General features: G+C 57.4%; 22 protein-coding genes. 18 read left to right on the top strand and 4 right to left on the bottom strand.

Translation table 11 applies throughout. The features are described from left to right. Window positions 1-4 precede the first annotated feature (4 nt). The 10 genes from AC2FIS_RS02505 (at window position 5) to AC2FIS_RS02550 (ending at window position 11,427) form a co-directional block, all read left to right on the top strand. Window positions 5-3,424 carry an indolepyruvate ferredoxin oxidoreductase family protein gene (locus tag AC2FIS_RS02505; protein WP_496771844.1) on the top strand — a complete coding sequence of 1,140 codons (3,420 nt, stop codon included), beginning with the start codon at window positions 5-7 and terminating at the stop codon, window positions 3,422-3,424. Between the two features lie 80 nt (window positions 3,425-3,504). Further along, a complete protein-coding gene (locus tag AC2FIS_RS02510) occupies window positions 3,505-4,383 on the top strand; it encodes a lysophospholipid acyltransferase family protein (protein WP_496720306.1) in 879 nt (292 codons plus the stop codon). Window positions 4,384-4,391: 8 nt separating this feature from the next. Next, on the top strand, window positions 4,392-5,201 hold the full coding sequence (gene murI / locus AC2FIS_RS02515) for a glutamate racemase (protein ID WP_496771845.1): 810 nt from the start codon (window positions 4,392-4,394) through the stop codon (window positions 5,199-5,201). Between the two features lie 94 nt (window positions 5,202-5,295). Further along, on the top strand, window positions 5,296-6,324 hold the full coding sequence (argC, locus tag AC2FIS_RS02520; RefSeq protein ID WP_496771846.1) for an N-acetyl-gamma-glutamyl-phosphate reductase: 1,029 nt from the start codon (window positions 5,296-5,298) through the stop codon (window positions 6,322-6,324). A 7-nt stretch (window positions 6,325-6,331) separates the two neighbouring features. Continuing rightward, window positions 6,332-6,778 (top strand): cytochrome c maturation protein CcmE, encoded by a 447-nt coding sequence (gene ccmE / locus AC2FIS_RS02525; protein ID WP_108858699.1) that lies wholly within the window; start codon window positions 6,332-6,334, stop codon window positions 6,776-6,778. A gap of 125 nt (window positions 6,779-6,903) precedes the next feature. Then, complete coding sequence (locus AC2FIS_RS02530) at window positions 6,904-7,515, top strand: holin-associated N-acetylmuramidase (RefSeq protein WP_496771847.1); 612 nt, start codon at window positions 6,904-6,906, stop codon at window positions 7,513-7,515. Next, the gene (locus AC2FIS_RS02535) at window positions 7,506-8,084 is read left to right on the top strand and encodes a holin family protein (RefSeq protein WP_496771848.1); all 579 of its coding nucleotides are present in this window, start codon (window positions 7,506-7,508) and stop codon (window positions 8,082-8,084) included. Before AC2FIS_RS02530 ends, AC2FIS_RS02535 begins: the two co-directional genes overlap by 10 nt. Window positions 8,085-8,158: 74 nt before the next feature. Beyond that, window positions 8,159-10,123 carry a heme lyase CcmF/NrfE family subunit gene (locus tag AC2FIS_RS02540; RefSeq protein WP_496771849.1) on the top strand — a complete coding sequence of 655 codons (1,965 nt, stop codon included), beginning with the start codon at window positions 8,159-8,161 and terminating at the stop codon, window positions 10,121-10,123. Further along, entirely contained in the window at window positions 10,120-10,575 is a 456-nt protein-coding gene (locus AC2FIS_RS02545; RefSeq protein ID WP_496771850.1) for a cytochrome c-type biogenesis protein, read from the top strand. Before AC2FIS_RS02540 ends, AC2FIS_RS02545 begins: the two co-directional genes overlap by 4 nt. Window positions 10,576-10,650: 75 nt before the next feature. Next, window positions 10,651-11,427 (top strand): enoyl-CoA hydratase-related protein, encoded by a 777-nt coding sequence (locus AC2FIS_RS02550; RefSeq protein WP_496771851.1) that lies wholly within the window; start codon window positions 10,651-10,653, stop codon window positions 11,425-11,427. Window positions 11,428-11,432: 5 nt separating this feature from the next. Here the strand turns inward: AC2FIS_RS02550 and bmt are convergent, their stop codons facing one another. After that, on the bottom strand, window positions 11,433-12,449 hold the full coding sequence (gene bmt / locus AC2FIS_RS02555) for a betaine--homocysteine S-methyltransferase (protein ID WP_496771852.1): 1,017 nt from the start codon (window positions 12,447-12,449) through the stop codon (window positions 11,433-11,435). A gap of 117 nt (window positions 12,450-12,566) precedes the next feature. Beyond that, window positions 12,567-12,884: a DUF1476 domain-containing protein gene (locus AC2FIS_RS02560; protein WP_496720324.1), complete on the bottom strand. Its 318-nt coding sequence runs from the start codon at window positions 12,882-12,884 to the stop codon at window positions 12,567-12,569. A 187-nt stretch (window positions 12,885-13,071) separates the two neighbouring features. Here AC2FIS_RS02560 and purC point away from each other — a divergent pair, with 187 nt between their 5' ends. The 6 genes from purC (at window position 13,072) to AC2FIS_RS02590 (ending at window position 18,826) form a co-directional block, all read left to right on the top strand. Then, entirely contained in the window at window positions 13,072-13,827 is a 756-nt protein-coding gene (purC, locus tag AC2FIS_RS02565; protein ID WP_058271542.1) for a phosphoribosylaminoimidazolesuccinocarboxamide synthase, read from the top strand. Window positions 13,828-13,961: 134 nt separating this feature from the next. Then, a complete protein-coding gene (locus AC2FIS_RS02570; RefSeq protein WP_496720326.1) occupies window positions 13,962-14,624 on the top strand; it encodes a MarC family protein in 663 nt (220 codons plus the stop codon). A gap of 117 nt (window positions 14,625-14,741) precedes the next feature. Further along, window positions 14,742-14,972: a phosphoribosylformylglycinamidine synthase subunit PurS gene (gene purS / locus AC2FIS_RS02575; RefSeq protein WP_058271544.1), complete on the top strand. Its 231-nt coding sequence runs from the start codon at window positions 14,742-14,744 to the stop codon at window positions 14,970-14,972. Window positions 14,973-14,995: 23 nt separating this feature from the next. After that, complete coding sequence (purQ, locus tag AC2FIS_RS02580; RefSeq protein ID WP_496771853.1) at window positions 14,996-15,664, top strand: phosphoribosylformylglycinamidine synthase subunit PurQ; 669 nt, start codon at window positions 14,996-14,998, stop codon at window positions 15,662-15,664. A 36-nt stretch (window positions 15,665-15,700) separates the two neighbouring features. Beyond that, a complete protein-coding gene (locus AC2FIS_RS02585) occupies window positions 15,701-17,479 on the top strand; it encodes a sensor histidine kinase (protein ID WP_496771854.1) in 1,779 nt (592 codons plus the stop codon). Window positions 17,480-17,491: 12 nt separating this feature from the next. Continuing rightward, entirely contained in the window at window positions 17,492-18,826 is a 1,335-nt protein-coding gene (locus AC2FIS_RS02590) for a sigma-54-dependent transcriptional regulator (RefSeq protein ID WP_108858689.1), read from the top strand. 319 nt (window positions 18,827-19,145) lie between these two features. Here AC2FIS_RS02590 and AC2FIS_RS02595 read toward each other — a convergent pair whose 3' ends face one another. Then, on the bottom strand, window positions 19,146-19,367 hold the full coding sequence (locus AC2FIS_RS02595; protein WP_186437365.1) for a hypothetical protein: 222 nt from the start codon (window positions 19,365-19,367) through the stop codon (window positions 19,146-19,148). On the opposite strand from AC2FIS_RS02595, the gene AC2FIS_RS02600 reads away from it, so the two are divergent. Next, the gene (locus AC2FIS_RS02600) at window positions 19,335-22,163 is read left to right on the top strand and encodes an Rne/Rng family ribonuclease (protein WP_496771855.1); all 2,829 of its coding nucleotides are present in this window, start codon (window positions 19,335-19,337) and stop codon (window positions 22,161-22,163) included. The two genes, AC2FIS_RS02595 and AC2FIS_RS02600, sit on opposite strands and share 33 nt — an antisense overlap. A 46-nt stretch (window positions 22,164-22,209) precedes the next feature. Here the strand turns inward: AC2FIS_RS02600 and AC2FIS_RS02605 are convergent, their stop codons facing one another. Next, window positions 22,210-22,443 carry a sulfurtransferase TusA family protein gene (locus tag AC2FIS_RS02605; protein WP_113790691.1) on the bottom strand — a complete coding sequence of 78 codons (234 nt, stop codon included), beginning with the start codon at window positions 22,441-22,443 and terminating at the stop codon, window positions 22,210-22,212. 105 nt (window positions 22,444-22,548) lie between these two features. Here AC2FIS_RS02605 and AC2FIS_RS02610 point away from each other — a divergent pair, with 105 nt between their 5' ends. Continuing rightward, a complete protein-coding gene (locus AC2FIS_RS02610) occupies window positions 22,549-23,301 on the top strand; it encodes a cytochrome c biogenesis CcdA family protein (protein WP_058271899.1) in 753 nt (250 codons plus the stop codon). Window positions 23,302-23,354: the final 53 nt, after the last annotated feature.

Below are 23,354 nucleotides of genomic sequence, written 5' to 3' on the forward strand. Positions count from 1 at the left end.
TCCGATGAGTCAGCCACAAATATCGCTAAACGACCGGTTCGATCTTGAGAAAAACCCTGTTCTTTTGAACGGCACACAGGCGCTGGTGCGTCTTATGCTGATGCAGAAGGCACGGGACAATGAGGCAGGTCTGAATACTGCGGGTCTTGTGACCGGATACCGCGGCTCGCCCCTTGGGGCTGTAGATCAACAGATGATGCGAGCCCAGAAACATCTGGCTGAAAGCGATGTGACCTTTCAGTTCGGGCTGAACGAAGATCTGGCGGCCACGGCATTGTGGGGCAGTCAGCAGGCCGGCCTGCGCGGCGACGGCAAGTTCGACGGAGTCTTTGGACTTTGGTACGGCAAGGGGCCGGGCGTGGACCGTTCCGGCGACGTGATGCGCCACGCGAACATGGCTGGGACCGCCAAACATGGCGGCGTTCTGATGGCAATGGGCGATGACCATACCGGCGAAAGCTCGACCGTTTTGCATCAGTCCGAGTGGTCTTTGGTCGACATGTATATGCCCGTGGTTAGCCCCGCTGGTGTGCAGGAAATCTTGGACTATGGCATCTACGGGTTCGCACTCAGCCGGTTTGCGGGCGTCTGGGTCGGCCTGAAGACGATGAAAGACACGATCGAGGTTACTTCGGTGGTGGATGGCAGCCCGGATCGCATGAATGTTGTGGTTCCCGAATTCGACATGCCTGAAGGCGGTTTGAACATTCGGTTGGGTGATACACCGCACCTGCAGGAAGCACGGGTCATCGACTATAAGCGGTTCGCGGCCGAGACGTTCTCGCGTGCCAACAAGATGGACAAGCGTGTCTGGGGCAAGCCGGGTGCGAAAATCGGGTTTGTAGCGGCCGGCAAGAACTGGCTGGACCTGACGCACGCCATGTCACTGCTGAATATCGATGAGGCCGAGGCCGAGCGCCTGGGCATTACGACTTACAAGATTGGTCAGACATTCCCGCTGGATATGGCAGGCTTCCATGACTGGGCCGAGGGCTTGGACCTGATTGTAATCGTTGAAGAAAAACGAAAGCTGATCGAGGTTCAGGTCAAAGAGGCCATCTTTGACGACCGCCGCGGGCGTCGCGTCTACGGCTGGTACAAGGGTGGGGCCGGGACCTTGCATCGTGAAGAGCTGTTCCCGACACGCGGCGCACTGGATCCGATCATGATCGCCGAGAAGCTGGGCGATATCCTGATCGAGGAAGGGCGCGATACGGACGGGGTGCGCGCCGGGATGGCCAAGCTTTCCGAGGCGCGCCGGGCGGATAACGCGGAAGAAATTGCAACGCGTTTGCCGTATTTCTGTTCAGGCTGCCCGCACAACAGTTCGACCAAACTGCCCGACGGCAGCCGGGCCTATGCGGGGATCGGCTGTCATTACATGGTGCAGTGGATGGATCGGGAAACCACCGGGTTCACCCAGATGGGCGGAGAGGGTGCGAACTGGATCGGCGAAGCGCCGTTCTCGACGACCGATCACGTGTTTCAGAATCTGGGCGACGGGACATACAACCACTCGGGCGTTCAATCGATCCGGGCGGCGCTGTCGGCAGGCACCAACATCACCTTCAAAATCCTGTTCAATGATGCCGTCGCCATGACGGGCGGACAGGACAACGAAGGCGACCTGAGCGCAGAGCGGATCGTTGCCGAGGTCAAGGCCATGGGCGTGCAGCACGTGGCGGTGGTCTACGACGAAAAAGAAGATGTGAACTTCAAGGCGATGCCGTCGGGCGTGGAAACCTTTGAACGTGCCGAACTGATGAACGTGCAGAAGAAATTCCGCGAGATCGAAGGTGTTTCGGTCATCGTCTACGTTCAGACCTGTGCTGCAGAAAAGCGTCGTCGTCGCAAACGGGGCACTTTCCCCGACCCGGACAAGCGCGTGTTCATCAACTCGGACATTTGCGAAGGATGCGGCGATTGCGGTGTTCAGTCGAACTGTGTCTCGATCGTTCCGAAAGAGACCGAGTTGGGGCGCAAGCGCGCTATCGACCAGTCCAGCTGCAACAAGGATTTCTCTTGTCTGAAAGGGTTTTGCCCGTCTTTCGTGACGTTGGAGGGGGCCAAGATCCGCAAAGAAGCCACGACCGAGATCGATTTGCCGGACTTGCCGATGCCCGTTCTGCCGACGATCAATGGTACGCATAACGTGGTCATTACCGGCATTGGCGGGACAGGCGTGGTCACTCTAGGCGCCGTGATGGCGCAAGCGGCTCAGATCGACGGCAAAGGCGCCGGTATGATGGAGATGGCGGGTCTGGCCCAAAAGGGTGGCGCGGTACACATCCACTGCCGTTTGGCCAACCGACCCGAGGATATCAGCGCCATTCGCGTGGCCACAGGCGAGGCGCATGCGCTGATCGGGGGCGACCTTGTTGTGTCCGCTGGGGCCAAAACCCTGGGTCTGACCCGCACGGGTCAAACCGGTGCCGTGGTTAACAGCCATGAAACCGTGACGGGCGACTTTACCCGCGACACAAACTTTCAGATCCCCGGCGATCGACTAGAGCTTGCGCTGCAGGCACGGTTGAAAGAGGGCCTGTCGTTATTTGACGCCACTGATCTGGCGCGCGCGGTTATGGGCGACTCGATCTATTCGAACATGATGGTCTTGGGAGCGGCCTGGCAACGTGGTCTGCTACCGATCAGCCATGAAGCGATGTTACAGGCGATCGAGTTGAACGGGACCGCGGTTGAGCGCAACAAACGCGCCTTCGATATCGGCCGTTGGGCCGTTCTGCATCCGCAGGACGTCGCCGCGATTTTGAGCCCTCAGGTGACCGAGCTGCCAAAAACTTTAGAACAGCTGATTGATTTCCGTGCGCAGCATCTAACCGACTACCAAAGCGCCCGTCTGGCAAAGCGTTACCGTAAGCTTGTCGATAGCTTCGAGGATGAATCCGTCAAAGAGGCCGTCGCAAGTGGGTATCATAAGCTGTTGTCTTACAAGGACGAATACGAAGTTGCGCGTCTGTTGCTGCGCAGTCGGGAACAGGCTGCGGCCGAGTTTGACGGCGACTTCAAGATGACCCTGCACCTTGCGCCACCAATTCTGGGCGGAACCGACGCCGAGGGCAGGCCGCGCAAACGCGCCTTCGGTGAATGGATGTTGGGTCCGCTAAAGCTCTTGACCAAACTGAAGAGCCTGCGTGGTACTCCTCTGGACATCTTCGGCTACAGCACCGAGCGACGGATGGAGCGCGCCTTGATCCGGCAATATGAACACGATCTCAAAGAGATAACGCCCTTGGTTACACCACAAACTCACGATACGGTTGTTGCTTTGGCCAAGTTGCCACTAGAGATAAAGGGTTTTGGGCCGGTTCTGCGTGAAAACGAGGTTAAGGCCGCAAAAAGGCGAGAGGAATTGTTGGCGACCATTCGTAACGGAGGGCCGGAATTGCGTGCCGCCGCCGAATAATCCGTCACAAGCCTGTCACGATAGCTAGGCAAAATTGTTACTTGCCATTATCTAGCGGATGCCAAGTACCGGAGTCTGAAATGCCCTCGCGCCGCCACGTTGCTCGTGACATCTCTTATGCCTATTCCGCTGAAACCAAAAGCGGACGTATGGTCATCAAGTTGATGGAGAACACAACGGGTCGCATGCGTCTGATCAAGCGTGCCGATGGCTATGAAAAGGAGGTGGCCGAGGGGCGCGATTTCTGGTCGGTCATGGTCGAGCGGTATGGGCTTACGCTGGATGTGGTTGGCGGATCGTTGTCGAACATCCCCCGAACCGGGCCGCTAATCCTGATTGCCAATCATCCCTATGGCATTTTGGACGGAATGATGATGGGTCACATTTTGTCCGAAACGCGCGGCGATTTTCGCATTCTGGCAAACCATGTGTTTCGCAAGGCTGAAGACTTGGACAACATTGTCTTGCCGATATCGTTTGAAGAAACGAAAGAGGCGATGAAGCAGAATATTGAAACGCGCAAAACCGCGCTGGACTACCTCGGTGATGGCGGTGCCATAGGGATTTTTCCGGGTGGCACGGTCAGCACTGGCCTAAAACCGTTCTCTCATCCGATGGATCCGGGCTGGCGCGGGTTTACCGCGAGAATGGTGGCCAAATCTAACGCGACTGTCGTGCCAGTTTTCTTTGACGGTCACACCTCGCGCCTGTTCCAGGTTGCCAGCCATCTGCACAACACTTTGCGCATGGGATTGCTGATCAAAGAGTTCAAGAAACGCGTCGATACACCGGTTAAAGTGGTCATCGGAGAGCCGATTTCCCGCGACGTTTTGGACCCGTTAGCCACCGACAAACGCAAGATGATGGATTTCTTGCGCAAAGCCACGTATGAGCTGTCCCCAAAGCCGCTGAAGTCCTATGACTACGGCTATGAATTTGAGGAACGGCATCGCGCCTAAAGGGGCAAATGGCAGTAGGCATCTTTGATTCCGGGTTGGGCGGTCTGACCGTCTTGAACGCCGCGCAGAAACGTCTGCCGGACGTGGATTTTCTGTATTTCGCGGACAGCGCGCACGCGCCCTATGGGGTGCGGGACGCCGAAAACATCTATGGCCTGACACGTAAGGCTGTAAACGATCTGTGGAACCGGGGCTGTGATCTTGTGATTCTAGCCTGCAATACTGCCAGTGCGGCTGCATTGCGCCGGATGCAGGAAGAAGGTGTGCCCGAGGGCAAACGCGTGCTTGGCGTGTTTGTGCCGCTGATCGAGGCGTTGACGGAACGGCAGTGGGGTGACAACAGCCCGCCGCGGGAAGTCGCGGTCAAACACGTGGCCTTGTTCGCAACGCCCGCCACAGTGTCCAGTCGCGCCTTTCAACGGGAATTGGCGTTTCGGGCCATCGGTGTAGATGTCGAGGCTCAGGCCTGCGGTGGTGTGGTCGACGCGATTGAAGACGGTGACTTGATTCTGGCCGAGGCGCTGGTGCGGTCCCATGTGGACGCGCTGAAACGCAAAATGCCGGAACCGCAAGCGGCGATTCTGGGTTGCACCCATTACCCACTGATGGCGGAAACCTTCCAGCGGGCCCTAGGTTCGGATGTGCAGGTGTACAGTCAGGGTGATCTTGTGGCCGAAAGCCTTGCGGATTACCTGCAACGACACCCAAAAATGCAAGGTAACGGCGAGGGTGGATTTTTGACCACCGGCAAGCCCGCGTTTGTCAGTGACAGGGCGACGCAATTCCTCCGACGACAAATCACCTTCGAGGCTGCCTGACTTAGGTCAAGGACGCAGCCTGTTTGATCCCGTAGTTCAACGACCGTCACACCGGCGATCGTATCCTGTGACACACTGAAACAAGAGGTCTCACATGACCCATAGAATCGCAATTTTGGGCGCATCTGGTTATACCGGCGCTGAACTGGTGCGGCTGATCGCCGAGCACCCGAATATGGACATCGTCGCGCTGGCAGCCGAGCGTAAGGCTGGTCAGTCGATGGCGCAGGTCTTTCCGCATCTGCGGCACATGGACTTGCCGGATCTGTGCAAAATCTCCGAGATCGACTTTTCGCGAGTCGACCTGTGTTTTTGCGCGCTGCCGCATAAAACCAGCCAAGAGGTCATTCGGGACTTGCCCAAGACCCTGAAGATCGTCGATCTGTCTGCGGATTTCAGGCTGCGCGACCCAGAAGAGTACGAGAAGTGGTACGGAAACCCGCATGTGGCAATGGAGCAGCAGGAAGAGGCTGTCTATGGCCTGACCGAGTTCTATCGGGATGAGATCCGCAATGCGCGCCTTGTGGCCGGAACCGGCTGCAATGCGGCGACTGGTCAGTATGTGCTGCGCCCGCTGATTTCGGCCGGCGTCATTGATCTGGACGATATTGTGTTGGATCTGAAATGCGCTGTGTCCGGGGCAGGGCGGTCGCTGAAGGAAAACCTGCTGCATGCAGAGCTTAGCGAAGGTTACAACGCCTATGCGGTTGGCGGCACGCATCGACATCTGGGTGAGTTTGATCAGGAATTCTCGGCTCTGGCCGGGCGGACCGTGCATGTGCAATTCACGCCACACCTGATCCCGGCCAACCGGGGTATTCTGGCAACGACTTATGTCAAGGGTGATCCGAGCAGCGTATATGAGGCGCTGGCAAAGGCTTACGTAGACGAACCCTTTATCCAGATGCTGCCCTTTGGCGAGGCACCCTCGACCCACCACGTGCGGGGATCGAACTTCTGCCATATCGGCGTGGTCGCCGACCGGATCGAACGCCGTGCCATCGTGATTGGCGCGTTGGATAACCTGACAAAAGGTAGCAGCGGCCAAGCCTTGCAGAACGCCAACCTGATGTTAGGTGAGGATGAAACCCGGGGCCTGATGATGGCCCCCTTGTTCCCGTGAGGACGGTATGAAAACGCTCAAGAAACGTCGTCGAATTCAGGTTATTGTGCTGGCAGCTGTCGCTTTGGCGCTGTCGACGGCGTTGATTGGGTATGCCATGCGGGACGGCATCAATTTCTTCCGTTCACCCAGCCAGGTGATCGCCGAGCCCCCCAAGCCGACCGAAGTGTTTCGGATTGGCGGGCTGGTCGAAGAAGGCTCGATCGTGCGGGGGCAGGGCAAGACGGTACGCTTCGTAGTGACCGATGGTGGCGATAGTGTTCCCGTAGCCTTTACCGGCGTTCTGCCGGACCTGTTCACAGAAAATCAGGGAATGATCGGCACCGGATCTTACGTAAACGGTGTTTTCGAAGCCACTGAAATTCTTGCGAAACACGATGAAACCTATATGCCGAAAGAGGTCGTCGATGCCCTGAAAGAACAGGGCGTCTACAAAGAGGTCGACGGAGGCTGATCCGGGACCGATACCTAACTTCAAACAGGGGGGCGTTGCGTGCACATGGCACACAGCGCCCTTTTTCATTGCCACGGGTTAACTAATTTGCCCGAGCCTTTGCGCAATCACAGGCGGAGGGTGCGATGCAAACGGTTCGGAAAATTGCGACTGAGATCGTCGGGCGAGAGGGCGGTTTCGTAGATGACCCGGATGATCCGGGCGGCGCAACAAACTATGGTGTGACCGTTCATACCATGCGGCGTCTGGGTCTGGATTTGTCTGGTGATGGAGTGGTGAACCAAACGGATGTGCGAAGGCTCAGCAAAGAACAGGCCATCGACATTTTCGTCCGGCATTATTTTGAGCTTCCGCGCTTGAGACTGTTGCCCGAGATGGTCCAACCCTCGGTGTTTGACATGTACGTCAATGCAGGTTCGCAGGCAGTCCGCATTCTGCAGCGATTGTTGCGCGAAATGGGATTCGACGTAGCCGTTGACGGTGTTGTCGGTCCACAGACAGCTCGGGCATGCCAAAGCGCGGCCAAGTCCGACCCGGTAACGTTCGCAGATGCCTATGGGGTCGCGCGCCGCAACTATTATTTCCGTCTTGCGGATCGGAGGCCCGCGTCCCGAAAATACGCGCGTAGCAGGGCGGGCGGTAAAGGAGGTTGGATCCGACGGGCGGAAGAGTTTGTTTCGCCGCCCTACCACCTAACGGATGCAGAGTTTCAAAAGAGGGTTTCACGATGGGATTGATCTCGGGCATTTTGGGTTTTCTGTTTGGAAACGAGCGCAACATCATACGCGAAACCGCCGAGGTCTTTCGGGAAAATGCAGAAAACGGCGCCCAGAGGGGTTTGCAAGTCCGACAGCAGGCCGTCGGTCAATTTGGGGCAGAATTTCAGAGCGCTGGAAAAGCTCCGTTTGATCGGTTTATCGACGGTCTTAACCGCCTGCCGAGGCCCGCGATGGCGCTGGGAACGCTTGGTCTTTTCGTGGCGGCCATGGTCGATCCGATCTGGTTTTCGGCGCGTATGCAGGGGGTCGCCTTGGTACCCGAGCCATTGTGGTGGTTGCTGGGGGTGATCGTATCCTTCTATTTTGGCGCGCGCCATCAGGCAAAAGTGCAAGAATTGCAACGCGAAATTTCGGCCACAATGATGCGCACTCCGCAGGTGCTTGAGAACCTAAGGGCGCTGGCGGCGATGCGTAGCGACGGCGTGGGTGTGGCCAAGCCCGGACCAGACGCGGCACTGACAGCAGACATAATAGAACCCGACGAAAACCCAGCGTTAGAGTCATGGCGGCGTAAAAGGACCGGCTGACCCGCGACACTATGTTCGCGGCAAGGGGGCGAAAGTGATTGGTGCTTGTCACGCAACAGGATTATATCCGGGGCATGATTACAGAACTTGGCCATTTCGCCCTGATCCTCGCTTTCCTCGTCGCAATCGTGCAGTCGATCGTTCCCTTGATCGGCGCAGCCAAACGCTGGGTCGGCTGGATGGGGGTCGCGGAACCCGCCGCAATCGTCCAATTCTTGCTGGTTTCCTTCTCGTTCGGTGCCTTGGTCTGGGCGTTTGTAACTTCGGATTTTTCCCTGCGTGTGGTCGTCGAGAACAGCCATTCGGCCAAGCCAATGCTGTACAAGATCAGCGGGACATGGGGAAACCACGAGGGCTCGATGCTGTTGTGGGTTCTTATCGTGTCATTGTTCGGAGCAATGGCTGCTTTTTTTGGGGGTGGCTTGCCACCGACATTGAAAGCGCGGGTTCTGTCGGTTCAATCGATGATTGCGGTGGCGTTTTTTGCGTTCATCCTGTTCACCTCGAACCCTTTTGATCGGCTGATCGTCGCCCCGTTTGATGGTCGAGACCTGAACCCGTTGTTGCAGGATCCCGGCTTGGCCTTCCATCCGCCGTTCCTGTATCTGGGTTATGTGGGGCTTAGCATGGCATTCAGTTTTGCTGTGGCGGCCCTTATCGAAGGGCGCGTTGATGCCGCATGGGGCCGCTGGGTGCGTCCGTGGACACTCGCTGCGTGGATATTCCTGACCATTGGCATCGCTCTGGGATCATGGTGGGCCTATTACGAGCTGGGTTGGGGTGGTTTCTGGTTCTGGGACCCGGTGGAAAACGCCTCGTTCATGCCATGGCTTTTGGCCGCTGCCCTGTTGCATTCCGCCATCGTCGTGGAAAAACGCGAAGCGTTGAAAAGCTGGACCATCCTGTTGGCCATCATCGCGTTTGGCTTTTCGCTGATCGGGACATTTATCGTGCGGTCGGGCTTGCTGACTTCTGTGCATGCCTTTGCAAATGACCCGGAACGCGGCGTCTTTATCCTGATCATTCTGGTGCTCTTCATCGGTGGCGCGCTGACCCTGTTCGCGGCCCGTGCGCAAGCGATGGAGGCCAAGGGTGTGTTCAGCGTCGTTAGCCGCGAAAGCGCGTTGATTCTAAATAACATCCTGCTGGCAGTCAGCTGTTTCGTAGTATTCTTCGGAACGATGTGGCCGATGGTGGCTGAGATGGCGTTTGACCGTAAGCTCTCGGTCGGGGCGCCATTCTTCAATGCGGCCTTTACTCCCTTTATGGTCGCCTTGGGTATCGCATTGCCAATAGGGTCCATGTTGCCATGGAAGCGGGGCAAATTGGGAAAGACGGCCTATTCTCTGCGCTATGTGTTCATCTTGTCGGTCGCATTGGCCCTGTTGGTTTGGGTTATGCAGACCGGACGCAGCGCCCTTGGGCCAATCGGTCTGTTTCTGGGGGCCTGGATCACCTTAGGTGCGGCCGTTGACTTGTGGAGCCGCACCGGTCGCAAGGGCAGCATCCAACGTCTGGTCCGCTTGCCGGGCGCGGACTGGGGTAAAGCGGTGGCTCATACCGGGCTTGGCGTGACTATCTTTGCCATTGCCGGTCTGACCGCGTGGGAAGTTGAAGATATCCGCGTTGCGCAGCCCGGTCAGCCGTTTGAAGTAGGGCAGTTCACACTGACACTTGAAAACGTCCGCGAAGTTAAGGGACCGAACTATTTCTCAACCACTGCGGATGTTCAGGTTGAAAAGAACGGGCGGTCTATGGGCACGCTGCATCCCGAGAAACGCAATTACCCCGTTGCCCGGATGCCTACTACCGAGGCGGCAATCGACTATCGCTTTTGGGGTGACCTCTATGTCGTGATAGGGGACCAGCAAGCCGATGGTGGCTGGGTCATGCGGACTTACATCAAACCTCTGGCCAACTGGATCTGGGGCGGATGTATCCTGATGGCATTGGGCGGGCTTCTGAGCTTGACTGACCGCAGGTTCCGGGTGGCAGCGGGTGCGCGCAAAGCACCCTCGGGTGGAGTACCGGCGGAATGAAGCGTCTGATCCTGATTTTCGCCCTGATCGCATCGCCCTTGTTTGCGGTGCAGCCAGACGAGGTATTGGAGGACCCGGTCCTGGAGCAACGCGCGCGTGACCTGAGCACCGGCCTGCGCTGCCTTGTCTGCCGCAACGAAAGCATCGACGAAAGCAATGCCGAACTTGCCCGCGACCTACGTTTGTTGCTGCGCGAACGGCTGGTCGCGGGCGATACGGATGAAGAAGCCGTCGATTTTATCGTGGATCGTTACGGTGAATACGTTCTGTTGAAGCCGACGGTTACGGGGGCGAACCTGGTGCTTTGGCTGGCCGGTCCGATCATGCTGTTGATCGCCGCCGTGATAGGCTGGAGTTTTTTACGCAACCGATCGCAGGCGGTGGGCACGGAAGTCAAGGACAGCCTCAGCGAAGCTGAGAAAGAACGCCTGCGCCAGATTCTTGACGACTGACCCACCGTATTTCTTTCCCTTCGTCTTGAATTGAGTCAGGGTTCCCCAATGCCGTGAGCATGGGGAGAGGACTACATGGACTATGAGGCTATACTGCTGGAAATCACTGACAATCTGGCAGTGGTAACCCTGAACCGGCCCGACAAGATGAACGCGCTGACCGCACAGATGCGGGCCGAGGTCACCCATGCGATGACACATGCGGCCCGGCATGCGCGGGCAATCGTGCTGACAGGGGCTGGGGGCGCCTTCTGCTCAGGTCAGGATCTGGGCGATTCTTCCAGCACTGGCCGGATTGATCTGGAACGCACACTGCGCGACGAATATGATCCCATGCTGGAATCCATCTACAACTGTCCGGTCCCAACTATCGCAGCCGTCAATGGACCAGCAGCCGGGGCCGGGGCGAACATTGCGCTCAGCGCCGATGTGGTGATTGCGACTGAAAGCGCGTATTTCCTGCAGGCGTTTTCCCGTATCGGCTTGATGCCGGATGCGGGCGGCACATGGTTCCTGCCACGCCAGATGGGGTTCGCCAAGGCCATGGGCGCGGCGCTGTTTGCAGACAAGATCAGCGCTAAACAGGCAGACGAATGGGGCATGATCTGGGAAGCGGTCGCTGACGACGATTTCGACGCGCATTGGCGCAAGCGGGCTGCCTATCTGGCCAACGGACCGACTACCGCGTTTGGCGCGATCAAACAGGCAATCCGCGGAACTTACGACAACACTCTGCCGCAGCAACTGGAGATGGAGGCGCATTTGCAGGGTGATTGCGGCCGGTCGCGCGACTTTGCCGAAGGGGTAGTGGCCTTCATGGAAAAACGCCCCCCGAAATTCGAGGGGCGCTGAAAGATTTAAGCGCGGCGGCGGCGGCGATTGCGCCGTTCAGGCACTGCCGCATCGTCTCCGGTACCGTCCGAAGCTGATGAGAACGGGCCTAAAGCATCCGTGATCTGATCCAGCGTCGGGCGCGTACCGCGGCTGGTTGTATCCAGTGCCTCGCGCATTTTGCGCAGGTGATCTGGCATGGTGCCACAGCACCCGCCGATGATCGTGGCACCCGCATCCCGTGCCATCGCAGCGTACTGCCCCATCAATTCAGGTGTGCCGTCATAGTGGATGTGGCCATCGACATATTTTGGAATGCCAGCGTTGCCTTTGGAAATCACCGGACGTTCTGTTCCCTGCGCCGCAAATCCAAGCACCGTACGCAGGATGTCTGAGGCACCGGTGCCGCAGTTGGCCCCAAATGCGATCGGCGGATTGGGCAGGGTCTCGACCAGTTGGGCCAGATCAGCAGAGGTCACACCCATCATGGTACGTCCGGCAGTGTCAAAGCTCATGGTGCCACACCAGGGCATGTCGGCCAGCGCAAAAGCTTCTGCTGCCGCTCTGAATTCTTCGGGTGCGCTGATGGTTTCGACCCATAGAACGTCCGCGCCACCTTCTTTCAGCGCTTCGGCTTGTTCGTGAAACATCTCGACTGCGCCGGCATGTGACAGGCTGCCAATCGGCTCCATGATCTCACCGGTCGGACCAACCGAGCCAGCGACAACAACGGTGCGTCCGGACTTGTCTGCCACTTCACGGCCCAGTTCGGCACCGATCCGGTTCAACTCACCAACCCGGTTCTGGGCGTCGTGCAGTTTCAGGCGCGCGGATGTGCCGCCAAAGGTGTTGGTCAGAAACAGGTCGCTGCCTGCGTCAACTGAGCCTTGGTACAAAGCGCGGATTTTGTCTGGTGCTTCGACATTCCACAGCTCGGGCGCGTCACCTGATTGCAGGCCCATATTGAACAAGTTCGTGCCCGTGGCACCGTCGGCCAGCAAAGCATCTTTTGTTTCCAGAAGTTTATTGAGCGCATTTGTCATGGGGGTATTCCCAAATGGCCGAATGGGGCCGTTAAAAATAGAGACGCCCCGTGTCTCATGACCGGGGCATCAAATCAAATTCATAAAACTCATGAAGATCATGAGCCGAGTGTTTTTTTATTCGGTTTCGCTCAGGACCTGCGCTTTGGCTTGGGGCAAAAGCTCGGCCATTTTTGCGCGGATTTCCTCATCGGACGACAGCGAGCCCAAATCACCGGCGACCTTGCGCACGACATCTTCGTGCCCGGCCTCTTCGAAATCGGCGATTACTACGGTTTTGGCATAGGCTTCGGCGTCCTCGCCGGACTTGCCCATCTTTTCAGCGGCCCAGAGGCCCAGCAATCTGTTGCAGCGCGCCTGTGCTTTGAACTGCATTTCTTCGTCATGAGCGAATTTTGCTTCAAAAGCGTTTTCGCGTTCGTCAAAAGTGGTCATTGTTTGCGGACCTCATAGCTTACATCTTCTTAATTGATGATATGACTATAGCTGAGCGCCTGTGCAAGGGAATTGCGCTGCGTCAAAGCCTCTCGGTCTGCTGAACTTGCGGGAAAGGGGGGCTTGGACTATGAGGGCGCCAACGCGAAGGGACTCATTCCCTCGCCCCGGACTGGAAAGGTCGCTCATGGCGCGTCGCAAAAAGATTTACGAAGGTAAGGCCAAAATTCTGTATGAAGGCCCGGAACCCGGCACCATTGTGCAGTATTTCAAGGATGATGCCACCGCGTTCAATGCGGAGAAGAAAGATGTCATTGACGGTAAGGGCGTGCTGAACAACCGCCTGAGCGAGTTCTTCATGACCGGCCTCAACCAGATTGGCGTTCCGACCCATTTCATCCGTCGCTTGAACATGCGCGAGCAATTGGTGCGCAATTGCGAGATTGTTCCGCTTGAAATCATCGTTCGCAACTATGCCGCGGGAACAATGTCAAAACGTTTGGGCATTGCCGAAGGGACGCAACTGCCGCGCCCGATTGTCGAATATTGCTATAAAGACGACGCGTTGGGTGATCCGCTGGTTACTGAGGAACACATCGCTGCCTTTGGCTGGGCCAGCCAACAGGACATGGACGATATCCTGAGCCTCGCGCTGCGCGTCAATGACTTTATGAGCGGCATGATGCTGGCTGTCGGCATTCGTCTGGTCGATTTCAAGATCGAGATTGGCCGTGTTTATGACGGGGATTTCCAGCGTTTGATCGTGGCCGATGAAATCAGCCCCGACAGTTGCCGTCTGTGGGATATCGAAACCGGTCAAAAACTGGACAAAGACGTATTCCGCCGCGATCTGGGCAGTCTGACGGACGCCTATTCCGAAGTCGCACGCCGGCTGGGCGTTTTACCCAAAAGTAACGTCGCTAAGCCTACGCTGATCAACTGATCATCCTGTGGGTCAGTAGTATAGCAAAAGCGCTGCCGGGACATCCGCAGCGCTTTTTCTTTGTGCGGTTAAATTGACAGACAGATCAATTTTCTCACATTGTCGAGCTAAATAACTTAACGGTGTCTCAAGCAATGGCCGAACTTTTTGATCAGGCAGTATTTTTTAAATTCCTCGCGGCCCTGCTGGCGATATTTAATCCGCTATACGGCATACCGATCTTTCTGAGCATGACCGAAGGGTATTCCCCGGCCGAGCGTAAACGCGTGGCCTTAGTGGTGACAGGCACCGTTGTGGTGGTTGCCCTGATTTCCGTCGTGATCGGCGAAGAAATCCTGGCTGTTTTTGGGATCGATATTGCGTCCTTCCGGATCGCCGGTGGCCTGATCATTCTGGGCGTCGGCATGTCGATGCTGAATGCGTCCGACCGCTCGCAAGGGGATCAGCAGGCGATGGAAGAAGGGGCCAAGAAGAAAAGCAACATCGCCGTGGTGCCCCTGGCCATTCCGTTAACAATTGGTCCGGGTACGATTGCAACCACGATTGTCTTTGCCCATACGCTTTCCGACGGGGCCGAGATTGTGACGCTTGGGTCAGCCGTCCTGATCGCTTGTGCCATCGTTGGGCTGGGGCTTTTGTTTGCCGATCCGATCTCGCGGTTTTTTGGACCCACGATGATCAATGTAATAACGCGGGTGATGGCAATCATTCTGGTGGCTGTCGCCGTTGAGATGGTTCTGACCGGTACGTTCGACGCAATCGACAAACATTACCCTGGGCTATCGGGCGGCAGCTGAAGAAAACCAACTGCGTCAAACTGCGTGCTGACAAGGGTTGTCGAACGCCTTTCAGCACGTTATCCCCCGCGCAACGGAACGGGCCGACAACATCGGCCCTTAGCTGGAGTTGCGAGAATGAAAGCACGTGTGCATGTGATGCTCAAGAACGGGGTCCTCGACCCGCAGGGTGAGGCGGTGCGTCACGCATTGGGTGCCATGGGCTTTGATCAGGTCGAAGGCGTACGGCAGGGCAAGGTGATCGACCTTGAGCTGGCTGAAGGCGCGACCGAGGCGGACATCACCGAGATGTGCGAAAAGCTGTTGGCCAACACGGTCATCGAACGCTACGAAGTCGAACTGGTCTGAACCTTATCACCGGAGGCCCCGCCATGCGCGCAGCTGTCATCGTATTCCCAGGGTCCAACTGTGACCGGGATCTTGCCGTCGCTTTTGAACAGGCGGGTTTTCAGGTCGATATGGTCTGGCACAAGGATGCCGCGCTGCCCGAAGGCGTGGATATCGTCGGTGTTCCGGGCGGCTTTTCCTACGGCGACTACCTGCGCTGTGGCGCTATCGCGGCGCAGTCACCGATCTGCAAGGCCGTGGTCGATCATACCAAACGTGGCGGTTATGCCGTTGGTGTCTGCAACGGGTTCCAGATCCTGACAGAAACCGGCGTCCTGCCAGGCGCTTTGCTGCGCAATGCCGGTCTGAAATATATCTGCCGCACGGTTGGCCTGAAGGTGGAAACCAGCGACAGCGCGTTCACCGAAGGGTACAATGCGGGCGATGTGATCGGTATTCCGATCGCGCACCATGATGGTAACTATTTTGCGGATGACGCCACATTGTCCAAACTGCAGGATCAGGATCAGGTCGCGTTCACCTATACCGAGAATCCGAACGGCTCGGTCGGGGATATTGCCGGTATCCTGTCTGAAAACCGCCGGGTGCTGGGAATGATGCCACACCCTGAACGTGCGGCGGATGACGGCCATGGCGGAACGGACGGAACGGCATTGTTCCGCGCATTATCCGGCGTTCTTGCCCCGGCGTGACTTGAGCTTACGATCCAGCCCGCGTAACTTTCCGGGATGAGTTCCGAAGTTCGCTCTGGCTGGTCCTTTCTGACAAAACCGTTTCGTGGTGCGCCATTGGGTTGGCGGCTGCGCTTGGCGGTTATCTTTCTTTTAATCGCAACGGTTACCACGGTTTATGTAACCAACCGTCTTCTGACGGACCGGTTTACCGAATCCACGCGAAACCGGGCCGAAGTGCGGCTGGCACTGTACTCGGGCAACTTGCTGAGCGAACTGCGCCGAAACGCAATTGTTCCGCAGCTTTTAGCGCGTGACCCCACGTTGATTTCCGCGCTGCGATCCAGTGACTATTCGCTGTCCACACAGCGCCTGATTTCGTTTGTCGAAGAGATCGGCGCGGCCTCGCTGATGTTGCTGGACGGTGATGGACGTACTGTTGCGGCCACTGATCGCGCGCGCTTGGGCGAGCCACACCGGAGTTCGCCGTATTTCATTGATGCGGTGCGGGCGAATTCGACGATCTTCACGGTTATTGAAAAGGAATCGGGCGGCTACAGCTTTGTCTATTCAAGACGAATGGAGGCCAATGCCGAGGTTCTGGGCGTTATCGTGGTCGAAGTTGACCTGCAGAAATTCGAACGCGCTTGGGCCGGTATTTCCGACGCTGTGATGGTGACGGACAGCACCGGAACAATCATCCTATCGACTGAACCGCAATGGAGGGGGCTTGAAGAAAGCGCCGCATTGCTTCGCCAGCCTGCGCAAGGTGCCATCCAGCGTGCAATTCGTGCCACGACAGACTGGACCGCGTTGCCGCCAGACGCCTACCTGCAGGGCGAAGCAGTGATGCGGATGGAGACGCGCATTCCATTCCGAGGTTGGAAAATGACCTCGTTCACCACCTACGAGTCGATTCGGGAAAAAGTGAACAGTGTTATCGCGCTTGAGATCATGGGTTTTGCGATTCTTCTGGCACTGGCCTTCTACGCGCTTAGCCGTCGAGCCACGTTCCGCATGGCGTTGTTCCAGCGCGAGTCGGCAGAGCTTCGCGCATTGAACTCAAGGCTAAAGCGGGAAATTGCTGAGCGGGAACGGGTTGAAAAAACACTGGAAGTTGCCGAGCAGACGTTGGCGCAAAGCTCAAAACTGGCCGCTTTGGGCGAGATGTCGGCGGCCGTGAGTCACGAGCTAAATCAACCTCTGGCTGCAATGAAGACCTACCTGGCTGGCGCGCGTCTTTTGCTGCGTCGGAATAGGCCGGAAGAGGCGCTGGCAAGCTTTGGTCGGATCGATGGTCTGATCGAAAGGATGGGGGCGATTACCCGTCAGCTCAAATCCTATGCGCGGAAGGGTGCGGATACGTTTTCCCCAGTAAACCTTAGTGAAGCACTGGCATCGTCCCTGTCCATGATGGAGCCGCAACTGCGCCAGCGTCACGTCAAGATCACCCAGATACTGCCCGACGAACCGGTGTCGGTCATGGGCGACCGGATGCGGATCGAGCAGGTGATGGTGAACCTCTTGCGCAATGCGCTGGACGCCACCAAATCAGTATCCGAACCGGATGTCGAAATCATACTGGCAGCGGGCGATACGGCGGTGCTCACAGTGCGCGATAACGGCTATGGAATCGAGAACATCGAAAACCTGTTCGAACCGTTCTATACTACGAAACAGCCCGGCGACGGGGTCGGTCTGGGGCTTGCCATCTCATCCGGGATCGTGAACGACCATGGTGGACGGCTGACAGCACGAAACAGCCCGCAAGGCGGGGCCGTGTTCGAGATGCAGTTGCCGATACTGGGAAGCGACGGCCTAGAGGCCGCGGAATAACGAGGAATGACTATGGCACAGGCCATGAAGATCGCCATTGTGGATGACGAACAGGACATGCGCCAGTCGATCAGCCAATGGCTGGCACTGTCGGGATATGACACGGAAACCTTTGCCAGCGCAGAGGACGCGCTGAAAGTGTTGGGACCGGAATATCCGGGTATCGTGATCTCGGATATCAAAATGCCCGGCATGGACGGCATCCAGCTTCTAAAAAAGCTGATGGGGGCTGACAGCACGTTGCCGGTCATCATGATTACTGGTCATGGCGATGTGCCAATGGCAGTTGAAGCGATGCGCGTCGGGGCGTTTGATTTCCTTGAAAAGCCTTTCAACCCTGATCGCATGTCGGAACTGGCCAAACGCGCCAGCAACGCGCGTCGCCTGACCTTGGACAACCGTGCCCTGCGGCGTGAGCTGTCGGGCGGAACCCAGATCATGAACAAACTGATCGGGGCCAGCCCGGTCATGGAACGCCTGCGTGAAGATATCCTCGATCTGGGGCAGGCCGATGGCCATGTACTGATCGATGGTGAGACCGGCACTGGCAAGACACTTGTGGCCCATGCGCTGCACGCGGTCGGCAGCCGTGCTGGTAAGAAGTTTGTACTGGTGTCCTGTGCCGCGCTTGAGGAAGAGGCGCTGTCGAAACGCCTGTTTGGCCCAATGATGCCGGAAGATGCGCAGTTGCCTGCGATCGAAGAGGCGCGGGGCGGCACACTTGTGCTGGAAGACGTGGAAGCACTGAGCGATACGCTGCAGGCCCGCCTGTTGAGCGTGATGAATGATCAGGGCACCCCGGCTGAAACGCGGATCATTGCGATTTCCAACCTTCAGGAAGCAGGAAAAACCAGCGAAGACGTTCTGCGCCCGGACCTGTTCTATCGCCTTGCGGCGCTGCGGATCACGATGCCGCCATTGCGTCAGCGTGGCGAGGACATCCTGACGCTGTTCACCCGTCTGAGCGAGCAGTTTTCTGAAGAGTACGGCTGCGAAGCGCCGCAGGTGAGTGCCCAAGAAGCGGCGCAGCTGTTACAGGCGCCATGGCCGGGAAATGTGCGGCAGTTGATCAACATCGCGGAACGGGCTGTTCTACAATCGCGACGTGGATCGGGGACGATTGCGTCGCTGTTGATGTCCGATCACGAAGAAATGCAGCCGGTCATGACGACCGAAGGCAAACCGCTTAAGGAGTATGTTGAGGCGTTCGAACGGATGTTGATCGACAATACAATGCGGCGGCACAAGGGATCGATTGCGTCTGTGATGGACGAACTTTGCCTGCCACGCCGGACCTTGAACGAGAAAATGGCGAAATACGGGCTGCAGCGCTCGGACTATTTGTGAGAAAGAGAGGGGGGCAGCCCCCTCTTGAGCCTGCGGCTCAAATTACCCCCGGAATATTTCTGGCCAGATGAAGTGATCCCGGGGCTTTGTATTGTTCTTCTCGCAGTTTGCCCATTGTGTTTTCCACAGGACTGCTTTTATTGTATCTGGACGGGCAGGGCTAATTTGCGCCCAAAAGTCCCGAATCTTTGAGTTTCGCTGCTCTGCCGTTGATGGTGATCAATCCCGCAAGGCAAAGCAGACCGATTATGCCCCATAGGGGCAGATGAACGCCTGAGCCCGCATCAGCGGGCGAAAGGAATAAATGGGCAGGCGGCGGTTAGATCTGCGCCTGTCGGAGAAGAACCGCGATGACGCGCGCGCAACGATTGAGTATACGGGCAGGGGGCCACAGCGCCAGACCCTGCCGCGCGCCGTCCGAAATCGCCCTGACAAGACACCACCCCAAAAGCGCCTGTCCCCCCGGACGGGTAAGGACAACGCGTTTGGCGCGGTGCACCAAGGACACATGGCTAAGAAAATGCTTATCGATGCCACCCACGCGGAGGAAACCCGCGTCGTGGTGGTTGACGGAAACAAGGTCGAGGAATTCGATTTTGAATCCGAAAACAAACGCCAGCTTGCTGGCAACATCTATCTTGCAAAAGTAACCCGGGTCGAACCGTCACTTCAGGCGGCCTTTGTGGATTATGGCGGGAACCGGCATGGGTTCCTGGCGTTTTCGGAAATCCATCCGGATTACTATCAGATCCCCGTGGCCGATCGCGAAGCGCTGATGGAAGAAGAACGCGCCTATGCTGAGGCAATGAAAGCGCGTGACGAAGCCGAAGAGGCCAAGCCGAAGAAACGCCGGTCACGGTCGCGGTCGAAGGCTGCGGACGTTAAGTCTGACGATGCGGTTGAGTCGATTGAAGTATCGAACGAACCCACCGGCATGGAAACCATTGATCTGGACGAAAGCGAAGACGGCGCTGATGGCCCGGACCTTGAGGGCACATCCCCGGCAGATCGCGTTGCTGAAACACCGGTAGAAGAGCCTGGTGATGATGTGGCGGCGTCTGAAACCGACGCTGATGGTGCAGCAGAAGGTGCGTCGTCGGAAGACAGTAGCGAGGCAGCGAATAGCTCTGATGCGCCTGCAATCGAGGCGACGGAAGCCAAAGATGAGGAAGCCGCTGACAAGTCCGATGACGCGGTTAGCGAAGCAGAAGCACAAGATGCACCCGAACCTTCGGAGGACACGACCGAAGAAAACGAGGGCAAATCTGAAGAAGAAGCGCGAGCCGATGCCACCGCGAAGGACGATTCGATTGAATCCGTCGCCGACGAGGATGACAGCGAAGACATTCGCCCCGTTCGCAAGCCGCGGCCACGTCGCTATAAGATTCAAGAAGTTATCAAGGTCCGTCAGGTCTTGCTGGTGCAGGTCGTCAAGGAAGAACGTGGCAACAAGGGCGCTGCCCTGACCACCTACTTGTCACTGGCAGGTCGGTATTGCGTTCTGATGCCGAACACGGCTCGTGGTGGCGGGATCAGCCGCAAGATCACCAATGCGCCGGACCGTAAAAAGCTCAAGGAAATTGCTGCGGAAATTGACGTTCCAACCGGTGCGGGTCTGATTATCCGGACAGCCGGTGCTAAGCGGACGAAATCTGAGATCAAGCGCGATTATGAATACCTGCAACGCATGTGGGAGCAGATCCGCGAGCTGACGCTGAAATCGATTGCGCCCGCGAAAATCTATGAAGAAGGCGATCTGATCAAACGGTCGATACGCGATCTCTATAATCGCGAAATTGATGAGGTTCTGGTCGAGGGTGAAGGCGGCTATCGCATCGCCAAGGACTTCATGAAGATGATCATGCCGTCGCACGCGAAGAACGTGAAACGGTACGAGGATGCGCTGCCGCTGTTTGCACGCTATCAGGTCGAAAGCTATCTGGCGGGGATGTTCAACCCGACTGTTCAGCTGAAATCGGGTGGGTATATCGTGATCGGCGTGACCGAAGCGCTGGTCGCGATTGATGTGAACTCGGGTCGGGCGACCAAAGAGGGCTCGATCGAGGAAACCGCGCTTAAGACCAACCTTGAGGCCGCAGAAGAGGTGGCTCGTCAGCTGCGTCTGCGCGACCTGGCCGGTCTGATCGTCATCGACTTTATCGACATGGACGAGCGCAAGAACAACCTCGCCGTCGAAAAGCGTATGAAGGAGCGGCTGAAAACCGACCGTGCGCGTATTCAGGTTGGCCGTATCTCGGGCTTTGGCCTTATGGAGATGAGCCGCCAGCGTCTGCGTCCCGGTATGTTGGAGGCGACCACCCAGCCATGCCCGGCTTGCCACGGAACCGGTCTGATCCGGTCGGACGACAATATGGCGCTGTCGATCCTGCGGCAGATCGAGGAAGAGGGTACACGCCGCCGCTCAGGCGAGGTGCTTGTTCGTTGCCCTGTCAGTATCGCCAACTTCCTGATGAACCAGAAGCGCGAGCATATCGCTCAGATTGAGGCCCGTTATGGCCTGTCTGTACGTGTTGAAGGCGACGTACATCTGGTCAGCCCGGATTTCTCGATGGAGAAATTCAAGACGGCAAGCCGGATCGTTCCCGAAGCCAGCGCGCCCGTTGTTTCCGTGGATGCGTCCCTGATGGATCTTGTCGACGCCAGCGAGGAAGAGCCGGTCGAAGAGGAAGCCACCGTTCAGGCCGAAGAGGATGCCAAGCCCAAGCGCAAGCGTCGTCGTCGCCGTCGGAAAAAGAGCAATGGTTCTGACGAAACTCCTGAGGTGAACGCGGAAGAGGGTGACGCAGCGGCGTCCGAGGAATCGGATGAAACCAAAACCGAAGCGGCGGATGACGCAAAACCTGAGGGTGAAGCCTCTGAGCCTGCCGAAGAAGAAAAAGCGGCCAAGCCCAAACGTCGCCGTGCACCGCGCCGCAAGAAGAAGGACGCGGAACCTGTTGAAGCTACGGAAGAAGTCGCCGCTGAAGCTGTTGTGAGCAAGGATGCCCAGGCCGCAAGCCCTGAAGCGCCGGCCGAGGAAACTGGTGTGACAGAAGCACCTGTTGAAGCTCCTGTCGAAACCGCCGAAAAGGTTGAACAGGCCGAAGCGGTGGCAGAACTGCCCACGCCCGAAGCGGAAAGCGCCGTTGAAAAACAGGTTGAACCTGCAGAGGCTGAACAACCCGAACCTGTGGCTGAGGTGATCGCAGAAGACCCGCAGGAGCCCGCAGAAATCATGGTTGAAGAAGCCCCTGAGCCGGTTCTGGAGGTCGTGGCCGAAGAGCCGGAGCAGCCCGCCAAACCCAAACGGCGTGGCTGGTGGTCACTAGGTCAGTAACAAGGAAAGGCGGGCCAGGTGCCCGCCTTTTTCTTTTTGGCCGATCTTAGTGAGATTTCTGGATCAAATAGATCTGATGGCCGTCCGCGTCTTCCTGCGACAGCAATTGGTGCCCGCTCTCGACGCAGAAATGCGGGACATCAATTATGGCGGCAGGATCATCTGCCAGCACGCGCAAAACGGCCCCGGCAGGCATGGATTTTAAACGCTTGCGCGCTTTCAGGACGGGCAGAGGGCACAACAGACCCAGCGCATCGAGTGTTTCTGACGGATTTGACATAAGGTTCAGATATTTCCACTTTGGCGGGGTGTCCAGCGTGCAACCACGAGGATGTGACCGATTGGCCCCGTGACGTTAGCCGCCTCATACCATATGTGCTTGGACATGTTCGGAATAGATATCATAGACGCGGGCCTGCTGCCTGCCATGTTCATCGCGATGCTGGGCGGGCTGATCAGCTTTCTGTCGCCCTGCGTTCTGCCCATCGTTCCGCCGTACCTGGCTTATATGAGCGGTGTGACGATCAACGAAATGCAGGATGAGGCGAAAGCACGCCGCAAGGCAACCTTGGCCGCTCTGTTCTTTGTTCTGGGTCTGTCTACGGTGTTTTTGTTGCTGGGTTTCACCGCTTCTGCCTTCGGGGTGTTTGTCCTGCAGAACCAGGTGTTGTTCGCAAAGATCTCTGGCGCAGTGGTCATCGTCTTTGGCCTGCATTTTCTGAACGTCTTCCGTATCCCGTTTCTGGACCGCGAAGCGCGGATTGAGACTGGTGATTCCGGTGGATCAGTGTTTGGGGCTTATATCCTTGGTCTGGCCTTTGCGTTTGGCTGGACACCGTGCATTGGGCCGCAGCTGGGCGCGATCTTGTCGCTGGCCGCGTCCGAGGCCTCGGTCGCACGGGGAACCCTGTTGTTGGGCGTCTATGCGGCGGGCCTGGGTATTCCGTTCCTGCTGGCTGCGATGTTCCTGAACCGGTCGATGTCGGTGATGAATCGGATCAAGCCTTACATGGGTACGATCGAAAAGGTGATGGGGGGCTTGTTGCTATTCGTGGGCATCATGCTGATCACTGGCCTGTTCACTGAATTCAGCTGGTGGCTGTTAGAGACATTCCCGGCGCTGGCGAATTTCGGATGATCTGCTGATCTGACTTACCTTGACGCTTAGCCTGCGTTAACCTGCGCTGCAGA

This window comes from Ruegeria sp. CDSB113, assembly GCF_059611045.1.

Coding starts and splice junctions, on each gene's coding strand:
- AC2FIS_RS02590 (WP_108858689.1), top strand. CDS start 17,492: ATGGCACAGGCCATGAAGATCGCCATTGTGGATGACGAACAGGACATG.
- AC2FIS_RS02545 (WP_496771850.1), top strand. CDS start 10,120: ATGAAGCGTCTGATCCTGATTTTCGCCCTGATCGCATCGCCCTTGTTT.
- purC (WP_058271542.1), top strand. CDS start 13,072: ATGGCGCGTCGCAAAAAGATTTACGAAGGTAAGGCCAAAATTCTGTAT.
- AC2FIS_RS02610 (WP_058271899.1), top strand. CDS start 22,549: ATGTTCGGAATAGATATCATAGACGCGGGCCTGCTGCCTGCCATGTTC.
- AC2FIS_RS02530 (WP_496771847.1), top strand. CDS start 6,904: ATGCAAACGGTTCGGAAAATTGCGACTGAGATCGTCGGGCGAGAGGGC.
- AC2FIS_RS02540 (WP_496771849.1), top strand. CDS start 8,159: ATGATTACAGAACTTGGCCATTTCGCCCTGATCCTCGCTTTCCTCGTC.
- AC2FIS_RS02510 (WP_496720306.1), top strand. CDS start 3,505: ATGCCCTCGCGCCGCCACGTTGCTCGTGACATCTCTTATGCCTATTCC.
- murI (WP_496771845.1), top strand. CDS start 4,392: ATGGCAGTAGGCATCTTTGATTCCGGGTTGGGCGGTCTGACCGTCTTG.
- AC2FIS_RS02550 (WP_496771851.1), top strand. CDS start 10,651: ATGGACTATGAGGCTATACTGCTGGAAATCACTGACAATCTGGCAGTG.
- AC2FIS_RS02605 (WP_113790691.1), bottom strand. CDS start 22,443: ATGTCAAATCCGTCAGAAACACTCGATGCGCTGGGTCTGTTGTGCCCT.
- AC2FIS_RS02560 (WP_496720324.1), bottom strand. CDS start 12,884: ATGACCACTTTTGACGAACGCGAAAACGCTTTTGAAGCAAAATTCGCT.
- bmt (WP_496771852.1), bottom strand. CDS start 12,449: ATGACAAATGCGCTCAATAAACTTCTGGAAACAAAAGATGCTTTGCTG.
- AC2FIS_RS02600 (WP_496771855.1), top strand. CDS start 19,335: ATGGCTAAGAAAATGCTTATCGATGCCACCCACGCGGAGGAAACCCGC.
- purQ (WP_496771853.1), top strand. CDS start 14,996: ATGCGCGCAGCTGTCATCGTATTCCCAGGGTCCAACTGTGACCGGGAT.
- AC2FIS_RS02570 (WP_496720326.1), top strand. CDS start 13,962: ATGGCCGAACTTTTTGATCAGGCAGTATTTTTTAAATTCCTCGCGGCC.
- ccmE (WP_108858699.1), top strand. CDS start 6,332: ATGAAAACGCTCAAGAAACGTCGTCGAATTCAGGTTATTGTGCTGGCA.
- AC2FIS_RS02535 (WP_496771848.1), top strand. CDS start 7,506: ATGGGATTGATCTCGGGCATTTTGGGTTTTCTGTTTGGAAACGAGCGC.
- argC (WP_496771846.1), top strand. CDS start 5,296: ATGACCCATAGAATCGCAATTTTGGGCGCATCTGGTTATACCGGCGCT.
- purS (WP_058271544.1), top strand. CDS start 14,742: ATGAAAGCACGTGTGCATGTGATGCTCAAGAACGGGGTCCTCGACCCG.
- AC2FIS_RS02585 (WP_496771854.1), top strand. CDS start 15,701: ATGAGTTCCGAAGTTCGCTCTGGCTGGTCCTTTCTGACAAAACCGTTT.
- AC2FIS_RS02505 (WP_496771844.1), top strand. CDS start 5: ATGAGTCAGCCACAAATATCGCTAAACGACCGGTTCGATCTTGAGAAA.